This is a genomic window from Caulobacter sp. Root1455 (assembly GCF_001426905.1).
Lineage (GTDB): Bacteria > Pseudomonadota > Alphaproteobacteria > Caulobacterales > Caulobacteraceae > Caulobacter.
In genome coordinates, this window is the sequence record NZ_LMFQ01000003.1 from 24,970 (window position 1) to 43,182 (window position 18,213).

At 69.7% G+C, this 18,213-nt stretch carries 21 protein-coding genes; 9 read left to right on the forward strand and 12 right to left on the reverse strand.

Annotated elements, in window-relative coordinates:
• Positions 1–54 precede the first annotated feature (54 nt).
• Complete coding sequence (locus ASD21_RS03525) at positions 55–741, forward strand: response regulator transcription factor (protein WP_056437107.1); 687 nt, start codon at positions 55–57, stop codon at positions 739–741.
• 198 nt (positions 742–939) lie between these two features.
• Here ASD21_RS03525 and secB read toward each other — a convergent pair whose 3' ends face one another.
• Positions 940–1,434 carry a protein-export chaperone SecB gene (gene secB / locus ASD21_RS03530; RefSeq protein ID WP_056436906.1) on the reverse strand — a complete coding sequence of 165 codons (495 nt, stop codon included), beginning with the start codon at positions 1,432–1,434 and terminating at the stop codon, positions 940–942.
• Between the two features lie 161 nt (positions 1,435–1,595).
• On the opposite strand from secB, the gene timA reads away from it, so the two are divergent.
• The 3 genes from timA to ASD21_RS03545 are packed head-to-tail and all read left to right on the forward strand — an operon-like array spanning position 1,596 to position 3,875.
• Positions 1,596–2,195, forward strand: a complete 600-nt coding sequence (gene timA, locus ASD21_RS03535; RefSeq protein WP_056437109.1) for a TIM44-related membrane protein TimA — start codon at positions 1,596–1,598, stop codon at positions 2,193–2,195.
• On the forward strand, positions 2,195–3,331 hold the full coding sequence (gene mltA / locus ASD21_RS03540; RefSeq protein WP_056436908.1) for a murein transglycosylase A: 1,137 nt from the start codon (positions 2,195–2,197) through the stop codon (positions 3,329–3,331). The genes timA and mltA overlap by 1 nt, the downstream gene beginning before the upstream one ends.
• A gap of 4 nt (positions 3,332–3,335) precedes the next feature.
• Positions 3,336–3,875 carry a Smr/MutS family protein gene (locus ASD21_RS03545; protein ID WP_082554614.1) on the forward strand — a complete coding sequence of 180 codons (540 nt, stop codon included), beginning with the start codon at positions 3,336–3,338 and terminating at the stop codon, positions 3,873–3,875.
• Between the two features lie 122 nt (positions 3,876–3,997).
• Here the strand turns inward: ASD21_RS03545 and ASD21_RS03550 are convergent, their stop codons facing one another.
• From ASD21_RS03550 to ASD21_RS03575, 6 genes are read right to left on the reverse strand one after another with little or no spacing between them, the layout of a single operon-like run.
• Positions 3,998–4,321 (reverse strand): phosphoribosyl-ATP diphosphatase, encoded by a 324-nt coding sequence (locus tag ASD21_RS03550; RefSeq protein ID WP_056436911.1) that lies wholly within the window; start codon positions 4,319–4,321, stop codon positions 3,998–4,000.
• Positions 4,318–5,100: an imidazole glycerol phosphate synthase subunit HisF gene (gene hisF / locus ASD21_RS03555; protein WP_056436914.1), complete on the reverse strand. Its 783-nt coding sequence runs from the start codon at positions 5,098–5,100 to the stop codon at positions 4,318–4,320. Before hisF ends, ASD21_RS03550 begins: the two co-directional genes overlap by 4 nt.
• On the reverse strand, positions 5,100–5,834 hold the full coding sequence (gene hisA, locus ASD21_RS03560) for a 1-(5-phosphoribosyl)-5-[(5-phosphoribosylamino)methylideneamino]imidazole-4-carboxamide isomerase (RefSeq protein WP_162250202.1): 735 nt from the start codon (positions 5,832–5,834) through the stop codon (positions 5,100–5,102). The genes hisF and hisA overlap by 1 nt, the downstream gene beginning before the upstream one ends.
• Positions 5,822–6,463, reverse strand: coding sequence for an imidazole glycerol phosphate synthase subunit HisH (hisH, locus tag ASD21_RS03565; RefSeq protein WP_056436917.1), 642 nt, complete (start codon positions 6,461–6,463; stop codon positions 5,822–5,824). The genes hisA and hisH overlap by 13 nt, the downstream gene beginning before the upstream one ends.
• Positions 6,464–6,476: 13 nt before the next feature.
• Positions 6,477–7,067: an imidazoleglycerol-phosphate dehydratase HisB gene (gene hisB, locus ASD21_RS03570; RefSeq protein WP_056436920.1), complete on the reverse strand. Its 591-nt coding sequence runs from the start codon at positions 7,065–7,067 to the stop codon at positions 6,477–6,479.
• A gap of 26 nt (positions 7,068–7,093) precedes the next feature.
• Positions 7,094–8,083, reverse strand: coding sequence for an adenosine kinase (locus tag ASD21_RS03575; RefSeq protein ID WP_056436923.1), 990 nt, complete (start codon positions 8,081–8,083; stop codon positions 7,094–7,096).
• A 104-nt stretch (positions 8,084–8,187) separates the two neighbouring features.
• Between ASD21_RS03575 and ASD21_RS03580 the strand changes: the two genes are divergently transcribed.
• On the forward strand, positions 8,188–9,039 hold the full coding sequence (locus tag ASD21_RS03580) for an ATP-grasp domain-containing protein (RefSeq protein WP_156390515.1): 852 nt from the start codon (positions 8,188–8,190) through the stop codon (positions 9,037–9,039).
• A gap of 137 nt (positions 9,040–9,176) precedes the next feature.
• On the opposite strand, the gene nth is transcribed toward ASD21_RS03580, so the two are convergent.
• Positions 9,177–9,878, reverse strand: coding sequence for an endonuclease III (nth, locus tag ASD21_RS03585; protein ID WP_056436928.1), 702 nt, complete (start codon positions 9,876–9,878; stop codon positions 9,177–9,179).
• Positions 9,879–9,943: 65 nt separating this feature from the next.
• Here nth and ASD21_RS03590 point away from each other — a divergent pair, with 65 nt between their 5' ends.
• From ASD21_RS03590 to ASD21_RS03600, 3 genes are all read left to right on the forward strand, one after another.
• Positions 9,944–10,420 carry a DUF2244 domain-containing protein gene (locus ASD21_RS03590; protein ID WP_056436931.1) on the forward strand — a complete coding sequence of 159 codons (477 nt, stop codon included), beginning with the start codon at positions 9,944–9,946 and terminating at the stop codon, positions 10,418–10,420.
• A gap of 159 nt (positions 10,421–10,579) precedes the next feature.
• The gene (locus ASD21_RS03595) at positions 10,580–11,461 is read left to right on the forward strand and encodes a methylated-DNA--[protein]-cysteine S-methyltransferase (RefSeq protein WP_056436933.1); all 882 of its coding nucleotides are present in this window, start codon (positions 10,580–10,582) and stop codon (positions 11,459–11,461) included.
• Between the two features lie 60 nt (positions 11,462–11,521).
• On the forward strand, positions 11,522–12,583 hold the full coding sequence (locus ASD21_RS03600) for a DUF2252 family protein (protein WP_056436935.1): 1,062 nt from the start codon (positions 11,522–11,524) through the stop codon (positions 12,581–12,583).
• A gap of 34 nt (positions 12,584–12,617) precedes the next feature.
• On the opposite strand, the gene hslU is transcribed toward ASD21_RS03600, so the two are convergent.
• The 3 genes from hslU to hslV all read right to left on the reverse strand — a co-directional run bounded on the left by hslU (position 12,618) and on the right by hslV (position 15,431).
• Positions 12,618–13,910 (reverse strand): ATP-dependent protease ATPase subunit HslU, encoded by a 1,293-nt coding sequence (hslU, locus tag ASD21_RS03605; RefSeq protein WP_056436938.1) that lies wholly within the window; start codon positions 13,908–13,910, stop codon positions 12,618–12,620.
• The gene (locus tag ASD21_RS03610; protein ID WP_056436941.1) at positions 13,907–14,758 is read right to left on the reverse strand and encodes a nuclear transport factor 2 family protein; all 852 of its coding nucleotides are present in this window, start codon (positions 14,756–14,758) and stop codon (positions 13,907–13,909) included. Before ASD21_RS03610 ends, hslU begins: the two co-directional genes overlap by 4 nt.
• 73 nt (positions 14,759–14,831) lie before the next feature.
• Positions 14,832–15,431: an ATP-dependent protease subunit HslV gene (gene hslV / locus ASD21_RS03615; RefSeq protein WP_162250203.1), complete on the reverse strand. Its 600-nt coding sequence runs from the start codon at positions 15,429–15,431 to the stop codon at positions 14,832–14,834.
• A gap of 5 nt (positions 15,432–15,436) precedes the next feature.
• On the opposite strand from hslV, the gene ASD21_RS03620 reads away from it, so the two are divergent.
• A complete protein-coding gene (locus ASD21_RS03620) occupies positions 15,437–16,174 on the forward strand; it encodes a HesA/MoeB/ThiF family protein (RefSeq protein ID WP_056436947.1) in 738 nt (245 codons plus the stop codon).
• Here the strand turns inward: ASD21_RS03620 and ASD21_RS03625 are convergent.
• Complete coding sequence (locus ASD21_RS03625) at positions 16,171–18,171, reverse strand: alpha/beta hydrolase family protein (RefSeq protein ID WP_082554615.1); 2,001 nt, start codon at positions 18,169–18,171, stop codon at positions 16,171–16,173. The genes ASD21_RS03620 and ASD21_RS03625 overlap by 4 nt on opposite strands.
• Between the last annotated feature and the right edge of the window lie 42 nt (positions 18,172–18,213).

Genomic DNA, 18,213 nt, shown 5'->3' on the forward strand with positions numbered 1-18,213 from the left:
AGAGGTTGAGAACCGCCTTGGCGCCGGGGGCCGCAGCGGTGCATGTTCCCGCCCATGGCGCAACGCAAAACCCTTCTCCTGGTCGACGACGACGATGATCTGCGCGGAGCTCTGGCCGAGCAGCTCGCCCTCCACGAGGAGTTCGCGGTCGCCGAGGCTCCCACCGCCGGCGAAGGCGTGCGGATGGCCAAGGAGCTCAAGCCGGACCTGGTCCTGCTGGACGTCGACTTGCCCGACATGGACGGCCGCGAGGCCTGCCGCCTGATGCGCAAGAACGGCGTCACCGCGCCCGTCATCATGCTGACGGCGGCCGCCAGCGACAGCGACACCATCCTGGGCCTGGAATCGGGCGCCAACGACTATGTCACCAAGCCCTTCCGCTTCGGCGTCTTGCTGGCCCGCATCCGCGCTCAGCTGCGCAGCTACGAGGCCTCGGAAGACGCCCTGTTCCGCATCGGTCCCTACGAGTTCCGGCCCTCGGCCAAGCTGCTGATCGACGAGAAGCAGAAGAAGGTCCGGCTGACCGAGAAGGAAACCAACATCCTCAAGTACCTCTACCGCGCCGGCTCCAAGCCGGTGTCGCGCGAGGAGCTGCTGACCGAGGTCTGGGGCTACAACGCCGGGGTCACCACCCACACCCTGGAAACCCACGTCTATCGCCTGCGCCAGAAGATCGAACCGGATCCGGCCATGGCGCGGATCCTGATCACCGAGATGGGCGGCTATCGGCTGCAGCCGTAGAAGCCGGAGCCGTAAAAGGTTGTCATCCCGGACAAGCGCGCAGCGCGCCGATCCGGGACGACGCGTGAACGCATGCGCTTCCGGCGGTCCCGGGTCTTCGCTTCGCTACGCCCGGGATGACAGCGGATTTTGGACAAAGAAAAAGGCCCCAATCGCCGAAGCGGTTGGGGCCTTTGTCATTCAGCGATCAGCCTGCGATCAGGCGTTGCCGACCACCACGCCCTCGGCCTGGGCCTTGCGGGCGGCGTAGACGCCGGCGAAGTCGATCGGGTCGATCAGGAAGGGCGGGAAGCCGCCTTCAGAGGTGATGTCCGAGATCAGGCGGCGGGCGTAGGGGAACAGGAAGCGCGGGCACTCGATCAGCAGCACCGGCTCCAGCTGGTCTTCCGGCACGCCGGCGATGTGGAACAGGCCGCCGTACATCACCTCGACGTGGAACACCGGCTGTTCGTCGCGGGTGGCGCGAGCCGACAGCTTCAGGTCCACCTCGAACAGGCCGTCGGGACGGCCTCGGGCGTTCATCTCCACGCCCATGTCGATGGCGGGCGGAGCGCCGCCGGCGCGCAGGGAATCGGGGGCGTGCGGGCTCTCGAACGAGAAGTCGCGCACGAACTGGGCGATGATGCGGATGCCGCTTTCGGTGGCCGCGGAGTCGTCCTGAGCGGCGGGCGGAGCGGCGGTCGTGTCGGTCATGTGCGATAAATCCGTATTCGGCGTCGAAATTGGCCGCTAGGAGAGAGCCGGGCTGCTAACACGAGGGCGGCTGGCGCGCAACGTCAGGCGCCTGACGCGCGAGCCCGTTATCGCCTATATAAGCGTAAGGCGGCGCGTTGGCCGAACGAGCGGAAAATATCGTGTTTGAATGGATTATCCTCGCGGCCCTGGCCGCGGTCATTCTCTACCAGCTGTACGCCACCCTGGGTCGCCGGGTCGGGCGTCAGCCGGAGGACGCCCCCGCGGTGGTTCCCGCCAACGCCTCGACGCGTGATTTGAAGGCCCCCGAGACGCCGCCCGAAGCGCTGTCGGGGCTGGCCGCCCTGCGCGCCCGCCAGGCGGACTTCGACATCGGCCAATTCCTGAGCGGCGCGCGGCAGGCTTACGAGATGATCGTCAAGGCCTTCGCCGCCGGCGACCGCGAAACGCTCCGGCCGCTGCTGTCTTCGGACGTCATGGCCAATTTCGAAGCCGCCATCGCGGCCCGCGAGGCCCAGAACCGCGTCGAGAAGGCCGAATTCCTGGTCGCGCCGCGCACCGACCTGGATTCGATCACGGTCGAGGGCGATGTCGCCAAGGCGGTGGTCCGCATCCTGGCCGAGATCCGCACCCGTTCGACCGGCGCCGAGGGCGAGGCGGTCGACGACCGTCGCACCGCCGATCTGTGGACCTTCCAGCGCGACCTGAAGAGCAAGAACCCCAATTGGACCCTGGTCCGCGTCGACGTCGCGGAGGCCTGATGCTTCGCCACGGGCTTGTCGCCGCCTTCGCCCTGCTGGCGCTGGCGGCCTGTACGACCGCGCCGCCGCCGCCGGTCGGCGCCGGCCCGATCCCGCCGCCGGTCGGGCTTCCCGTCACGCCGACGGGCCCGGGCGCGGTGTCGTTCAGCGACCTGGCCGGCTGGTCGCAGGAAGACCACCTCGGCGCCCTGGACGCTTTCCGGCAGGGCTGCGGCGTGGCCAAGGATCCGGCCCTGGCCGAGGTGTGCCGCAAGGCCCGCGCCGAGCGCCCGGGCAATGACGACGACGCCCGCCGCTTCATCGAAGCGAATTTTCGTCCCGAGCCCGTCCCGGGCCAGGGCCTGCTGACCGCCTATTTCGCGCCGGAATACGAGGCGCGGATGTCGCGCTCGGCCGAGTTCAGCGCCCCGATGCGCGGCAAGCCCGACGATCTCGTCACCCTGGACCTGGCTCAGTTCGACCCCGGCCTGGTCGGCAAGAAGGTCACCGGCGAGATCGAGGGCGGCCAGGTGCAGCCTTATCCGGACCGCGCGGCCATCGAGGCCACGCCGGAGACCCGCCCCCTGGCCTGGATGCGCCCGGAGGACCTGTTCTTCCTGCAGATCCAGGGCTCGGGCATTCTGGTGATGCCGGACGGTCGCCGGGTGCGCGCGGCGTTCGCGGCCCACAACGGCCGTCCGTTCGTCGGCATCGCCACGCCGATGCGCGAGAAGGGTTTGCTGCCCGACAACAACACCTCGGGCGACGCGATCCGCGGCTGGCTGGCCGACCATCGCGGTCCCGAAGCCGACGCGATCATGCAGCTCAACCCGCGCTACGTGTTCTTCCAGACCCTGCCCGACGACGGCGGGCAGGCGGTGGGCGCGGCGGGGATCCCGCTGCCGGCCGGCCGGGCCATCGCCGTGGACGCCAGCAAGCACGCCCTGGGCGAGCTCTATTGGCTGGACGCCGGCGCGCCGAAGCTGGCCGGGGCCTTCCCGACCTATCGCCGCCTGGCGGTGGCCCTGGACGTCGGCGGGGCGATCAAGGGCGACGTGCGGGCCGATCTCTACACCGGCACGGGCCCGGCGGCGGGGGCGGAGGCCGGGCGCGTGCGCCACGACCTGCGCCTCTATCGCCTCGTTCCCCGAGGCTGAGGCCGTGAAGCGCCCCCCGCGCCAGGAAGAACTGCGCCTGTGGGGCATGGTCACCGCCACGGTGAAGGCCAAGTCGAGCCAGAAGGCGGCCGGCTGGACGCCCAAGGCCGAAAAGTCGCTGATCCAGCCGACGACGCTGCAGCCGATGGCGCCGCTGCTGGTCGATCCCAAGACGATCAAGCCGGCGGGCGCCAGGCGCCAGCCGGGGCCGCTGGAGGGCATCGAGCCCAACCGCAAGCGCAAGATCGCCCGCGAACACACCCCGCTGGACGCGCGGCTGGACCTGCACGGCCTGGACCAGGACCGCGCCCGTCCGGTGCTGGAGGCGTTCCTGCGCCGCGCCTGGGAGGACGGCCACCGCGCCGCCCTGGTGGTCACCGGCAAGGGCAAGCTGGGGGTCGGGGTTCTGAAGGCCCGCACGCCCGAATGGCTGGCCGGCCCGGCCCTGCGCGACATCGTGGCGGGGGTGTCGCCGGCGGATAAGCGCCACGGCGGGGACGGGGCGTTGTACGTGGCGCTGAAGCGTCGGCCGCCGAAGGTCTGACGGTTTAGGTCCTCCCCCTTTGGGGGAGGTGTCGGCGAAGCCGACGGAGGGGGGAGTGGTCCCACCTCAGCAATATCCCCCCACCGATCGCTGCGCGATCGCCTCCCCCACAGGGGGAGGGCCTAGGAGGGGCGCGAAGCCTTCTCAGCGATCCCCGAGGTCCCCTCACGCGCCGTGAGCTTCTCAGCCACCGCATCCAGCGACACGCCCGAAGCCGCCAGCAGCACCAGCCAGTGGTACAGCAGGTCGGCGCTCTCGGCCGCCAGGGCGTCCGACCCCTGAGCCACGGCGGCGATCACCGTCTCGACGGCTTCCTCGCCCAGCTTCTTGGCGGCCAGGGTCGGATCGTTCAGCAGCTTGGCGGTGTAGGACGCGGTCGGATCGCCGCCCTTGCGGGTCTCGATCGTCGCGGCCAGGCGCTCCAGGACCTCGAACAGCGTGCTCATGCCGCCCCCTTCAGGTCGTCCAGGCGCACGGGGATGCCGGCGTCGGCCATGGCCCGCTTGGCCTCGCCGATGCTGATCTCGCCGAAGTGGAAGATCGAGGCGGCCAGCACGGCGGCGGCGTGGCCGTCGCGGGCGGCCTCGACCAGGTGATCGGTCGTGCCGGCCCCGCCCGAGGCGATCACCGGCACGGTGACCGCGCCGGTCACGGCCTTGAGCAGCGGGATGTCGTAGCCGATCTTGGCTCCGTCGCGGTCCATCGAGGTCAGCAGGATCTCGCCCGCGCCGCGCTCGACCACCTTGGCGGCCCAGTCGACCACGTCGATGCCGGTGTCCTTGCGGCCGCCATAGGTCCAGACGTTCCAGCCGGAGCCGTCCTCGCGCGCCTTGGCGTCGATGGCCACCACCACGCACTGGGCGCCGAACGCGTCGGCCCCGGCGGCCACCAGGTCGGGGTTCTCGACGGCGGCGGTGTTGACCGAGACCTTGTCGGCGCCGGCCAGCAGCAGGCGACGCATGTCGGCCACCTGGCGCACGCCGCCGCCCACCGAGACCGGCATGAAGCAGACCTCGGCGGTGCGGGAGATCACGTCTAGGATCAGGCCGCGGCCCTCGCTGGAGGCGGTGATGTCCAGGAACATCAGCTCGTCGGCGCCCGCCGCGTCATAGGCGCGGGCCTGCTCCACCGGGTCGCCGGCGTCGCGCAGGGCCACGAAATTGACCCCCTTGACCACCCGGCCGTCCTTGACGTCCAGGCAAGGAATGATCCGGGTCTTCAGCATCAGGCGGCTGCTATGGTCAGGGCTTCGGCCGGCCGGATCGTGCCGGCGTAGAGCGAGCGGCCCAGGATGGCGCCGGCGATCTCGACGCCCGCGCGGGCCTTCAACCGCTCGATGTCGGCCACCGAGGCCACGCCGCCCGAGGCGATCACCGGGATCGACACGGCGTCGGCCAGTTCGCCCACGCCCTCGACATTGACCCCGGTCAGGGCGCCGTCGCGGCTGATGTCGGTGACGATCAGGGCGGCCACGCCCGCGTCCTCGAAGCGTTTGCCCAGGGTGATGGCGTCGATGTCCGACAGGCCGGTCCAGCCGTCGACCGCCACCTTGCCGTCGCGCACGTCGACGGCCACGGCGATCTGTTCGGGCCACAGGCGGGCGGCCTTGCGGACCAGTTCGGGGTCATGGACGGCGACGGTGCCGAGGATCACGCGGCTGACGCCCGCCTCGATCCAGGCCTCGACGCCCTCCAGGGTGCGGATGCCGCCGCCCAGCTGCACCGGGATCGAGATGGCCTCCAGGATCGACTGCACGGCGGCGGTGTTGACCGACTTGCCCTGGATGGCGCCGTTCAGGTCGACCACGTGCAGCCACGAGAAGCCGTCGCGCACGAAGCGTTCGGCCTGGTCGGCGGGGCTGGTGTTGAAGACCGTGGCCTTTTCCATGTCGCCGTGCAGCAGGCGCACGCACTGGCCGTCCTTCAGGTCGATGGCGGGATAGAGGATCATGGGCGCCATTCCAGGAAGTTGGCGAGCAGGGCGAGCCCCGCGGCTTGGGATTTTTCGGGGTGGAACTGTACGCCCGCGACGTTGCCCTTGGCCACAGCGGCCGTGAACGGGCCGCCGTGGTCGGTGACGGCCAGCACGTCGGCCGGGTCGGTCGGCGTCAGGGCGAAGGAGTTGGCGTAGTACATGTGGGCGCCGCTTTCGACGCCCTTGAACAGGGCGTGGTCGCGCGTGAAGGCGATCGCGTTCCAGCCCATGTGCGGAATGGTCAGGGCCGGATCGTTCGGCTCCAGCTTCTTGACCTGGCCGCCGATCCAGTCGAGGCCCGGGGTGACGCCGAACTCCAGGCCTTCGGTCGCCAGCAGCTGGTGGCCGACGCAGATGCCCAGGAACGGCGCGCCCTTGCCGTGCACGGCCTCGTTCATGGCCTCGTAGACGCCCGAGGCGTCCAGGCCGGCGCGGCACGAGGCGAAGGCCCCCACGCCGGGCAGCACCACGCGGTCGGCGGCGGCCACGATCGCGGGGTCGGCGGTGACAACGATGTCAGCGTCGATCGCGTGGCGGCGGGCCGCCTCGCGCAGGGCCTTTTCGGCCGAGCGCAGGTTGCCCGACCCGTAATCGATCAGGGCGACGGTCTGCATGAAATCAGATTCCCTACAGCACGCCCTTGGTGGAGGGGGCATGGCCGCCGGTCTTGGGGTCGATCTCGACCGCCTGACGCAGCGCCCGGGCCAGGGCCTTGAACCCGCTCTCGGCGACGTGGTGGGTGTTGTCGCCGTAGAGGGTCTCCAGGTGCACGCACGCTCCGCAGTTCATGGCGAACGCGTGGTGGAACTCCTTGAAGAGCTCGGTGTCCATCTCGCCGACCTTGGGCCGCTTGAAATCGACCTTCCAGACCAGATAGGGGCGGTTGGACAGGTCGATGGCGCAGCGCGTCAGGGTTTCGTCCATCGGGATATAGGCGTGGCCGAAGCGCCGAACGCCCTTGAAGCCGTCCAGCGCCTTGTTGATCGCCAGGCCCAGCACGATGCCGGTGTCCTCGACCGTGTGGTGCATGTCGATGTGCAGGTCGCCCTTGGTCTCGACCTTCAGGTCGAAGCCGCCATGGCGCGCGAAGCTCTCCAGCATGTGGTCGTAGAACCCGATGCCGGTGGAGATCGTCGAGGCGCCGGTCCCGTCGAGATCGATCCAGACCCGGATCTGGGTCTCCTTCGTCTCGCGGACCACTTCAGCGGTGCGGGCCATCTGCGTCCTTACAGTCCGTTCTGACCTTAGAGGCCATTCTTTTGGGCCAGCTCCCGCAGGTTGACCTGCGGACGCGGACCATAGTGGTCAATCACCTCGGCGGCGGCCAGGGAGCCCAGCTTGCCGCAGATCGGCAGCGGACGACCCTGGGACAGACCGTAGAGGAAACCAGCGGCGTATTGGTCGCCCGCGCCGGTCGTGTCCACGACTTTTTCCACCGGATAGGCCGAGATTTCGTGAAGCTGCCCGTTCGAGGCCACGATCGAGCCCTTTTCGCTGCGGGTGACGGCGGCGATCTCGACCCGGCCGGCCAAGGCCTTCACGGCGGCGTCGAAATCGTCGGTTTCGAACAGCGAGCAGACTTCGCTCGCGTTGGCGAAGACGATGTCGCATTGGGTTTCGATGAAGCCCAGCAGGGCGCCGCGGTGGCGGTCGACCATGAAGCTGTCGCTCAGGGTCATCGAGATCTTGCGGCCCGCGCCGTGACTCAGGGCGGCGGCCTTGGCGAAGGCGCGGCGGGCTTCGGGCGGATCGAACAGATAGCCCTCGAGATAGGAGAACTGCGCGGCCTCGATGATCGCCGGGTCGACGTCGGCCGGGTTCAGTTCGACGCAGGCGCCCAGATAGGTCGACATGGTCCGCTGGGCGTCGGCGGTGACGTTGATCAGGCTCTGCGCCGTGGCCGGACCCTCGGCGAGGGACGGGGTGGTGAAATCGCAGCCGATGGCCTTCATGTCGTGGCGGAACACGTTGCCCAGCTGGTCGTCGGCGACCTTGCCGATGAAGGCGACCTTGCCGCCGAAGCTGGCGACGCCGGCGGCGGTGTTGGCGGCCGAGCCGCCCGAGGCCTCGATGCCCGCGGCCATCACCTCGTACAGACTGGCGGCCCGCTCGGGGTCGATCAGCGCCATGGAGCCCTTCACCAGGCCCTCACGCTCCAGGAAGGCGTCGTCGCACTGGGCGATGACGTCGACGATGGCGTTGCCGATGGCGGCGACGTCGTAGAGGGCGATCATGAAAGGCCTTTTGCGAAGGAGCGACGCGCGCGGAGTACCGGATCGGGGCCCGCAAGGCAACGCGAGCCTTGCCCCGGGGATCGCGGCGTTCTACCGGCAGAGGCATGACCGACGTCCTTATTCTCACCCCCGCCCCCGACGAACCCCGCTTCGCCAACAGCTGGTTCCCCCTGTTCGAGCGCCTGGCGGCGCCGTTGCGGGCCCGAGGGCTGACCGTCGAGGCCGGCAGCTGGGTCGACGCCGACACGGCCGGCGCCCGGGTGGTGCTGCCGCTGCTCAGCTGGGGCTATCATCTGCGGGCCGACGAATGGTTCGCGCGGCTCGACGCCCTGGAGGCGGCCGGCGCGCGCCTGGCCAATCCGGTCCCGGTGCTGCGCTGGAACACGACCAAGACCTATCTGGCCGACCTGGCCGCCAAGGGCGCGCCGGTCGTGCCGACCCACGCGGTCGATCGGCTGACCCTGGCGGCGCTGGACCATGCGCGAGACGTGTTCGGCGTCGATGTGCTGGTGACCAAGCCGCAGATCTCCGGCGGCTCGCAGGACACGGTGAAACTGCGCCACGCCGACGGCCTGGCCGGCTGCACCGCCGGTCCGGCCCTGATCCAGCCCTTCCTGCCCGCCGTGGGCGAGGAGGGCGAGCTGTCGCTGTTCTATTTCGACGGCGTCTTCAGCCACGCGGTGGCCAAGGTGGCCGTGGCGGGCGACTTCCGGGTCCAGCCGCAGTTCGGCGGCCAGGTCAGCGGCGTCGCGCCCGAGCCCGAGGCCCTGCACGCGGCCGAAATGGTGCTGAAGGCGGCCGGCGCGCCCCTGACCTACGCCCGGGTCGACCTGATCCGGGGCCTGGACGGCGCGCCGCAGCTGATGGAGCTGGAGGTCATCGAGCCGGATCTATTCCTGGAGCACGTGCACGACGACGGCGCGGCGTTCGCTGACGCCGTCATGAGAGCGCTGTAGCTCTTCCACTTGCCCCCACCTGACCGCTTCGCGGTCTGTCCGCCCCATAGGGGGCGGAGGAGGCGGACGCCGCATCCTCTTCCCCCTCTGGGGGAAGACGGTCGCGAAGCGACCCGTAGGGGGCAGGTGTTCGCCGCCTAGGCGCCCAAGAACAGCTCCCGAGACGGACACAGATCCGCGATCCGGCAAATCTCGCACTTCGGCTTCCGCGCCACGCACACATAGCGGCCGTGCAGGATCAGCCAGTGGTGCGCCCGGGTCTTGTAGCGGTCGGGCGTCACGCGCATCAGGTCGTCCTCGACCGCGTCCGGCGTCTTGCCCGCCGACAGCTTCAGGCGGTGCGCCACGCGGAACACATGGGTGTCGACGGCGATGGCCGGTTCGATGTCCAGTTCGTTCAGCACCACGCTGGCGGTCTTGCGGCCCACGCCCGGCAGGCTTTCCAGCGCCTGGCGGTTCAGCGGCACTTCGCCGCCGTGGCGGTCGACCAGGAGCCTGGCGGCGGCGATGACGTTCTTGGCCTTGGTCCGGTAGAGGCCGATCGAGGCGATGTAGGGCGTCAGCCCCTCTTCCCCCAGCTCCAGCATCTTCGCGGCGCTGTCGGCGACCTGGAACAGCGGGCCGGTGGCCTTGTTGACCTGGACGTCGGTGGCCTGGGCCGACAGGGCCACGGCGGTCACCAGGGTGTAGGGGTTGGAATAGCGCAGCTCGGTCTTGGGATGGTCCTCCAGACTCTCGAACCGCGAGAACAGCACCTCGACCCGCTCGCGCTCGGCCGGCGAGACGCGCTTGGCGGCAGGGCGCTTCTTGGTGAGGGGCTTGCGAGCGGAGGAGGCCATGGACGGCGACCATGCCGTGATGCGCGCTTCTCGCCAAGGCGGGCGTGAGCGCCTAAATCAGCCTCATGGCCGCGCCGCTGTACATGGACGCCGTGATCAAGCCGAACCGCTCGATGACCCGGCGCGGCCTCTACGTCGTGCTGGGCGTGATGGTCGCCTTCAACCTGATGGTCGCGGTGTTCCTGCTGGTGGTCGGCGCGCCGCCGGTGCTGCCGTTCCTGGGGCTGGACGTCCTGGCCGTCGCCCTGGCGCTGCGCGCCAGCTTCCGGGCCGCCGAACGGGCCGAGCGGATCCAGGTCACCGCCGAGGCCGTGACGGTCAGCCGAGAGGACGAGAAGGGCGCGCGGGTGATCTGGACCTCGCCGACCGCCTTCACCCGAGTGGGGGTCGACCAGCCGGGCGAGCACGACGCCCGGGTGCGGCTGATGATGTCGCGCAAGCGCCTGACCCTGGGCCGGGCGCTGAGCCCGCCCGAACGGGTCGACTTCGCTCGGGCGCTGGAGCGGGCGATCCTTCGAGCCCGGTCCGAACGGCATGTCTGAGGGGCCGCCCTCGTCCCTCGACAGGCTCGGGATGAGGACGAATGATGCGGCGGTTCAATAGAACCTCATCCTGAGCCTGTCGAAGGACGAGGTTCGCGCGCCGGAACAAGCCGCAAGAACCGGGCGGACGAACATCGGTCGCCGCACTATCTTCCGTCCATGGCCCTCGACATCTCGCCCTCGCAAGCCTTCGCCCAACTGACCGAGCGATCGGCCGACTACGACCGCATGGCCAAGGCCCTGGCCTGGCTGGCCGACCGCTGGCAGGAGCGCCCGCCGCTGGACGAGGCCGCCCGGGCGGTCGGCCTGTCGCCGTTCCACTTCCAGCGGGTGTTCAGCCGCTGGGCCGGGGTCAGCCCCAAGACGTTCGTCGCCGCCATCGCCCACGCCGAGGCCCGCCGGTCACTGGAGGAGGGGGCCAGCGTGCTCGACGCGGCCTATGACGCCGGCCTGTCGGGCCCTTCGCGCCTGCATGACCTGTTCATCGCCCAGGAGGCGGTGACGCCCGGCGACGTGCGTCGGCGCGGCGAGGGGATCCAGCTGACCTGGGGCTGGGCGCCCACGCCCTATGGCAAGGGCCTGTTCGTCATGGCTCCGCGCGGGCTGGCGGGCCTGGCCTTCTCGGACGGCGACGACGAGGCGACCTTCGACGACATGCACCGAAGGTTTCCGGCCGCCGACTGGCGCCGCGACGACGAGGCGGCGGCCAAGACCGCGATCCACGCCTTCGCCGGCGGCGACCAGCCCCTGCCGGTGGTGCTGATCGGCTCGCCGTTCAACGTCCAGGTCTGGAAAGCCCTGCTGCGCATCCCGCCGGGCCGGACCAGAACCTATGGCGAGATCGCCGCCCTGGCGGGCAGTCCCAGGGCCTACCAGGCGACCGGCGGAGCGATCGGGGCCAATCCGATCTCGCTGCTGATCCCTTGCCACCGGGCCATCGCCAAGGACGGCCGGCTGACCGGCTATCACTGGGGCCTGGGCCGCAAGGCGGCGATGCTGGGCATGGAGGCGGTGGAGGCCGGCGCGCGGCTTTCGGCCTGACGCGCCAGGGCCTAGTCTGCGGAGCGACGGCCTTGGCGGCCGCCGCTTCGGGAGCCGCCCATGACCGCCTCGATCAAGGCTTCGGTGAAGACCTATGAGGCCTGGCTGGCCGCCGCGCTCGGCGGCGACCTGGTCGAGGCCGACCTGGCCGAGAAGCACGACAAGATGCGCGAGGGCCCGTTCCCCTTCCTGCGGGCGACCTACTGGCGCTGGGCGGAGACCATTTTCGAAACCTGTCCGGATCTGGCGTCGGCCCCCGCCGTGCTGGCGATCGGCGACACCCACGTCGAGAACTTCGGCTGCTGGCGCGACGCCGAGGGACGCCTGGTCTGGGGCGCCAACGATTTCGACGACGCGGCGGCCATGCCCTATCCGCTGGACCTGGTGCGGCTGGCGGCCAGCGCCTTGTTGGCGCGGGAAGACCGGGACCCCGGCTCGGGGGAGATCTGCGCGGCGATCCTGGCCGGCTACGCCGCCGGCCTGGTCGATCCCCGGCCCTTCATCCTGGAGCGCGACCACAAGTGGCTTCGCAAGGCGGTGATGCTGCCCGAGACCGAGCGCGCCGCCTACTGGGCCAAGTTCGCCGCGCCCGCGCCGCGTCCGATCCCGCTACGCTATCGCGAGGCCCTGCGGGGCGCCTTGCCGGATCCGGCCGGGCCCTTCGAGACCTTCCCGCGCACGGCCGGGGTCGGCAGCCTGGGGCGGCCGCGTTTCGTCGCGCGGGCCGACTGGCGGGGCGGGCCGGTGCTGCGCGAGGTCAAGGCGGTGGTCGTCTCGGCCTGGGTGCTGCGGCACGGCGGCGATCCGGCGATCCGCGCGGGCGTGGTGGCCGGGGGCCGATTCCGGGCCGTCGATCCGCGACACCACGTCGCCGACGGCCTGGTGGTCCGCCGCCTGTCGCCCAACAGCCGCAAGATCGAAGCCAAGGGCTCGGCCGATGAACTGCTGTCGCCCGACATGCTGACCGCCATGAGCCGCGAGATCGCCGCCTGCCACGCCGGGGACCCAGGACGCGCGCCGGCGTTGCTGGCGCATTTGCGGGGCCTGCCGCCGGACTGGCTGCGCGTTCACGCCAAGGCCGCCGCGCGCCAAGTCGAGGCGGATCAGGCGGCCTTCACCTGAACCTTCTCCCTCTGGGAGAAGGTTTTTTCCAGTTTCACAGGATGAACCGGCTCAGATCCGCGTTGGCCGCCAGAGCGCCGATGCGTTCCTGCACATAGGCCGCGTCCACGGTCACCGTTTCGCCCGAGCGATCGGCCGCCGAGAAGCTGATTTCCTCGACCACCTTTTCCAGGATGGTCTGCAGGCGGCGGGCGCCGATGTTCTCGACCGAGGCGTTGACCGCCACGGCCGCGTCGGCGACGGCGTCGATGGCCTCGTCGCTGAACAGCAGGGTCACGCCCTCGGTCAGCATCAGGGCCTGGTGCTGGCGGATCAGGTTGGCTTCCGGCTCGGTCAGGATGCGGCGCAGGTCGTCGCGGGTCAGGCCCTTCAGCTCCACCCGGATCGGCAGGCGGCCCTGCAGCTCGGGCAGCAGGTCCGACGGCTTGGCCACGTGGAAGGCGCCCGAGGCGATGAACAGGATGTGGTCGGTCTTCACCGGACCGTACTTGGTCGAAACGGTCGTGCCCTCGATCAGCGGCAGCAGATCGCGCTGCACGCCTTCGCGGCTGACGTCGCCGCCGCCGCGCTGGCCGGAGGAGGCGACCTTGTCGATCTCGTCCAGGAAGACGATGCCGTGGTTCTCGGCCAGCTCCAGGGCCTCCTGGGTCAGGGCCTCCTGGTCCAGGAGCTTGTCGCTCTCCTCGGCGATCAGCGGAGCCCAGGCGCCGACGACGGTGGTCTTGTGGGTCTTGGTGCGCCCGCCGCCGAACGACTTCATCATTTCCGACAGGTTCAGCACCGAGGCGCCGGGCTGGCCGGGGATCTCGAACATGCCGCCGCCGGTGTCGGCCAGCTGCAGCTCGACCTCCTTGTCGTCCAGCTCGCCGGCCCGCAGCTTCTTGCGGAAGCTGTCGCGGGCCGCGCTGGCGGCGGGACCTGTCAGGGCGTCCAGGATGCGGTCCTCGGCGGCCGCCTCGGCCTTGGCGCGCACGCCGGCGCGCCGCTTGTCGCGGACCATGGCCAGGGCGCTCTCCACCAGGTCGCGGACGATCTGGTCGACGTCGCGGCCGACATAGCCGACCTCGGTGAACTTGGTGGCCTCCACCTTGAGAAAGGGCGCCTGGGCCAGGCGGGCCAGGCGGCGGGCGATCTCGGTCTTGCCCACGCCCGTGGGGCCGATCAGCAGGATGTTCTTGGGCGTGACCTCGTCGCGCAGGTCGGCCGGCACCCGGCGGCGGCGCCAGCGGTTGCGCAGGGCCACGGCGACGGCCTTCTTCGCGTCGGTGTGGCCGACGATGTAGCGGTCGAGTTCGGAGACGATTTCGCGGGGGGAGAATTCGGTCATTTGTCCGTGTTCAAGGTCTCGAAGATCAGGCGCCACCCTTCGGCGCGCCTTTGCCAGACATGCATATAGTGCGTGTTGACCGGGGTGTCAGACGGGCCGGACCAGGCGGCCGTTCCGTGGGTCCAGACGAAGTCGCCCGCCGCGGAGGCGCCGCCCCCGTCCATCCTGATCGTCATGCGAGGCGGGCGCCGGCCGATCCGCTCGGCGAGGTCGGACGGCGCCAGGCCTTCGGTTCCGCTGGGGCCGGTCAGCCAGGCATCGGACGCCAGGGCGGCGCGATAGGCCTTGGGCGCGTCGTCGATCGCCGCCTTGGCCAGGCCGTTCTCGGCGGATCGGACCGCCGCCAGGGCGTCGGCGGGCGATCTGGAGCCCCTTGTGGCCGTCGGGCCTTGGATCGCCGGAGTCGAGGCGTCGGGCGCGCGCGCCGCGTCGGCCTCGGCGCCGCCGTCGTAGATCCACTTCCACCGGCCGTCCGGACCCTTGCGCCAGATCGTGGCGTAGTAGCCGCCGCGCTGGCCGTTCACCGCCGAGGGGCCGACCGAAAGGCCGAGGTCCCCGGAACGGGCGATCACCACCTTCTGCGGCCACCATTCCAGCTTCGGCGTCTTGCTGGACGGGCGTTTTTCGTAGAGCGCCTTGGCGCTGACCGGTCCCGGCCGGAAGACGACGGCGTCGTCGGCCATGTGGGCGAGGAACGAGTCCCGGATGCCCAGGGCCAGGCCGTCGGCGGCGAAGGCGCGCTCGGCCTTCTCGATCTCGGCGGGCGAGGGTCCGGAGAACGAGGGCTGGGCCGCCGAGGTCGGCGTGGCGACCAGCAGGGCGCAGGCGATCAGGACGGTCTTGAGCATGTGGAGGCCTCCCGCGCCGAGCTAAGCGCCCCGCGAGGCCATTGGCTCGTGAATTCCGCGTAACGGCGGGAAATCAGACGGTTTCCACCGTCAGATTGCCGTTGGTGTAGACGCAGATCTCGGCGGCGATGGCCATCGCCTTGCGGGCGATCTCCTCGGCGCTCAGGTCCTGGTCGATCAGGGCCTTGGCCGCCGCCAGGGCGTAGTTGCCGCCCGAGCCGATGGCCGCCACCGAGCCGCCGCCCTGGCTCTCGCCCGGCTCCAGCACGTCGCCCACGCCGGTGACCGTGTAGATCGAGGTCGCGTCCGCCACCAGCAGCATGGCCTCCAGCCGGCGCAGGTAGCGGTCGGTGCGCCAGTCCTTGGCCAGGTCGACGCAGGCCCGGGCCAGCTGGTCGGGATACTGCTCCAGCTTGGCTTCCAGCCGCTCGATCAGGGTGAAGGCGTCGGCCGTGGCCCCGGCGAAGCCGGCCACCACCTTGCCGCCGGCCAGGCGGCGCACCTTGCGGGCGTTGCCCTTGACGACGGTTGGGCCCATGGAGACCTGTCCGTCGCCGGCGATCACGGTCTGACCGTTCTTGCGCACCGCCAGAATGGTCGTGCCATGCCAGTCGGGGAAGGAATTGGAGCTTTGCATGGCTTCGCATGTGGCGAGGCCGAGCCCGAGGGTCAAGCGCGATGAGCTTTTCCGACGCCGAGGTCGAACGTTACGCCCGCCATCTGGTGCTGCGCGAGATCGGCGGACCGGGCCAGCAGAAACTGAAGGCCGCGCGGGTGCTGGTGGTCGGGGCCGGGGGCCTGGGCGCGCCGGCCGCCCTGTATCTGGCCGCCGCAGGGGTGGGGACTCTTGGCCTGGTCGACGCCGACGCCGTCTCGCTGTCGAACCTGCAGCGCCAGGTGCTGTTCGCCACCGCCGACGCGGGCCGGCCCAAGGTCGAGGCCGCCGCCGAGCACCTGACCGCCCTGAACCCGCATCTGAGGATCGAAACCCACCCGGTATGGCTGGGTGAGGCCAACGCCCGGGCGTTGATTTCCCGGTATGACCTGGTGCTGGACGGCGCCGACGATTTCGCGACCCGCTTCGCGGTCAGCGACGCGTGCCTGGCCGAGGGCAAGACCCTGGTCAGCGGGGCCCTGGGCCGCTGGACCGGCCAGGTCGGGGTGTTCCAGGGCCGGCCCTGCTACCGCTGCCTTGTCCCCGAGATCCCGCCCGACGCCGAGACCTGCGCGATGGTCGGCGTGGTCGGAGCCCTGGCGGGGGTGATCGGTTCGATGATGGCCCTGGAGGCGGTCAAGGTGATCACCGGCGCCGGCCAGAGCCTGGCCGGCCGCCTGCTGATCTACGACGCCCTGGCGGCGGAGACGCGCACGGTCCGGATCGGGGCGGACCCGGCGTGTCCGAGCTGCGGCGGCTAGGCGAACGCCGTGGCTATGTGGGCGATCGAGGTTTCCATGACCTTGGTCCAGGTCTCCGCGTTCCATCCACGGTGGCCAAATCCTTTGAGCTCGACATGCTCGACTGACCTGCCGGCCTTGGTGAGCGCCTGCGCCATCAGGACGGACTGGCGGGCTGGCACGATCTTGTCTTCCGTGCCGTGGATCAGCAGAACGGGCGCCTTGAAGTCGCCGGCCCGTCGAGCAGGCGAGGCGGTCTTGAGCATATCTTGGTCCGCGCCTGGGTCGCCGATCGTCTTGAGCCAATAGGCGTATGTCGGCGAATCCGCGCCGCTCTCCTTGCGTGACCAGCTTAGGAATTCCAGGAGGTCCGACGGTCCCGCGATGGAAACGGTCGCGCGATAGAGATCAGGCTGCCGCGCCGATCCCATCAGGGCGGCGTAACCGCCGTAGCTGATTCCGCAGATCGCGATCTTGCGTGGATCGGCGCGGCCGGACGCCACCAGGTGAGCGACGCAATCCTCTACGTCTTCCTGCATCAGGTCGCCCCAATGGCGGCGTCCCGCGTCGGCGAATGCGCGTCCATAGCCGCCGGAGCCCCGAAAATTGGGCTGCAGAACGAGCCAACCCTGGGCCGCCAGGGCTTGCACGAACATGTCGAAGTCTACGCTGTCACGCATTTCCGGTCCGCCATGAGGCAAGACCACCAGCGGTCGAGGCGCGACGGCCGCGGCGATCGGCGTCGAGAGGTAGGCTGTTAGACGGGCCTTGCTCCGGGTTTCGATGTTCAGGATTTCCGTTGGAGCGAGCCGTTCGCTGGGCAGCCAGGGCATGCTCCTTCCCAAAGCCTTCAACGCCCGAGTGTGGAGGTCGCAACTCCAATACTCGGTTGGCGTTCGCGGTCCCGAGACGGTCAGAACTATCCGCCCGTGATCCTGGCTGATGTCGATGGGCGCGACGTTGCAGGTCTTGTCAAAGGTCTTGACGATCTGCTGGTAGGCGTCGTCCAGGACGGGATCCAGGAACGCGTAGGTCGCGCGATCCTCGGTAAAACATTCAGCCACGGGGTTGCGAGCGGCGTCGCAGAAGAGTCCCTCGAGATCGAACCCTGGGCGACGTTTGAAAACCTCGCCCACTTCGAGCGTTCGCAGATCGAACCGTCGAACGGCCTGGAAGTTTTCACCGGGCGGCGTCTGGGTCACGAGCAGGACACCGGCCTCGGGCGTCGTGGCGACGACATCCAGTCCATCGAGTTTCTGGAATTCGTCGCGCCGAAGTTTCTTGAAGAATTTCCATTCCCGCTCACCTGGCGCACGAGCATAGACCTTGACGGTGCCCCAGAAGCCCGCGTCGTAGCGCAAGACCGGCAGGCCCTTCTGGGTGAGCCAGCCGTAGGTTTCCTCGACGCCGCGTTCAACCTCAGTCCCGACGCCTGTGTAGATGTCGACCTGCTCCAGGACATAGCGACCGTGACGGCCATCCCAGGTCTGGACTAGCACGTGGCGCGGATCGTCCAGCAGCGGATCGACGATGTCGCCCAGATCGTAATTGCTGCCGAGCAGCTCGGGCTGACCACTGAACAGCAGGACGGAGTCGCCGCCGTCGGCGCCGAGCGCCAGCATCCGACGGCTCGGTGTCGGCAGGAACCCGCCGGGGTACTTTATGCCGAGGAGCTGGCCGTCCGCTCCGACGTGCACCAGAATCCAAAGCAGAAGGCGCTCGTCATTGCCCCATTCGACGCGTTCGACATCGTACGCTCCAAGATGGATCATCAGCGGCGGGGCGTTGGGTTTGTCGATCTCGTGGACGAGCAGGTACGAGATGTACCGGCCCTTCTCGATCCCGCGATGAAGCACGACGATTCGTCCACCGTCCGGCGAGAGCGACGCGCCCAGCACGAAGGGCCGTATCAGGAGCTCCTTGATCGACGGTGGCGCGGGCGGCGTTGCAGCATACACCGTTCGCGCGACAAGCGGCGTCAAAGCCGCCGAAGCGACCAAGACTCGACGTGAAAGCATGCAGACCCCCGGGGAACTCGCGCCACGCTGGCGGTCCAGCCG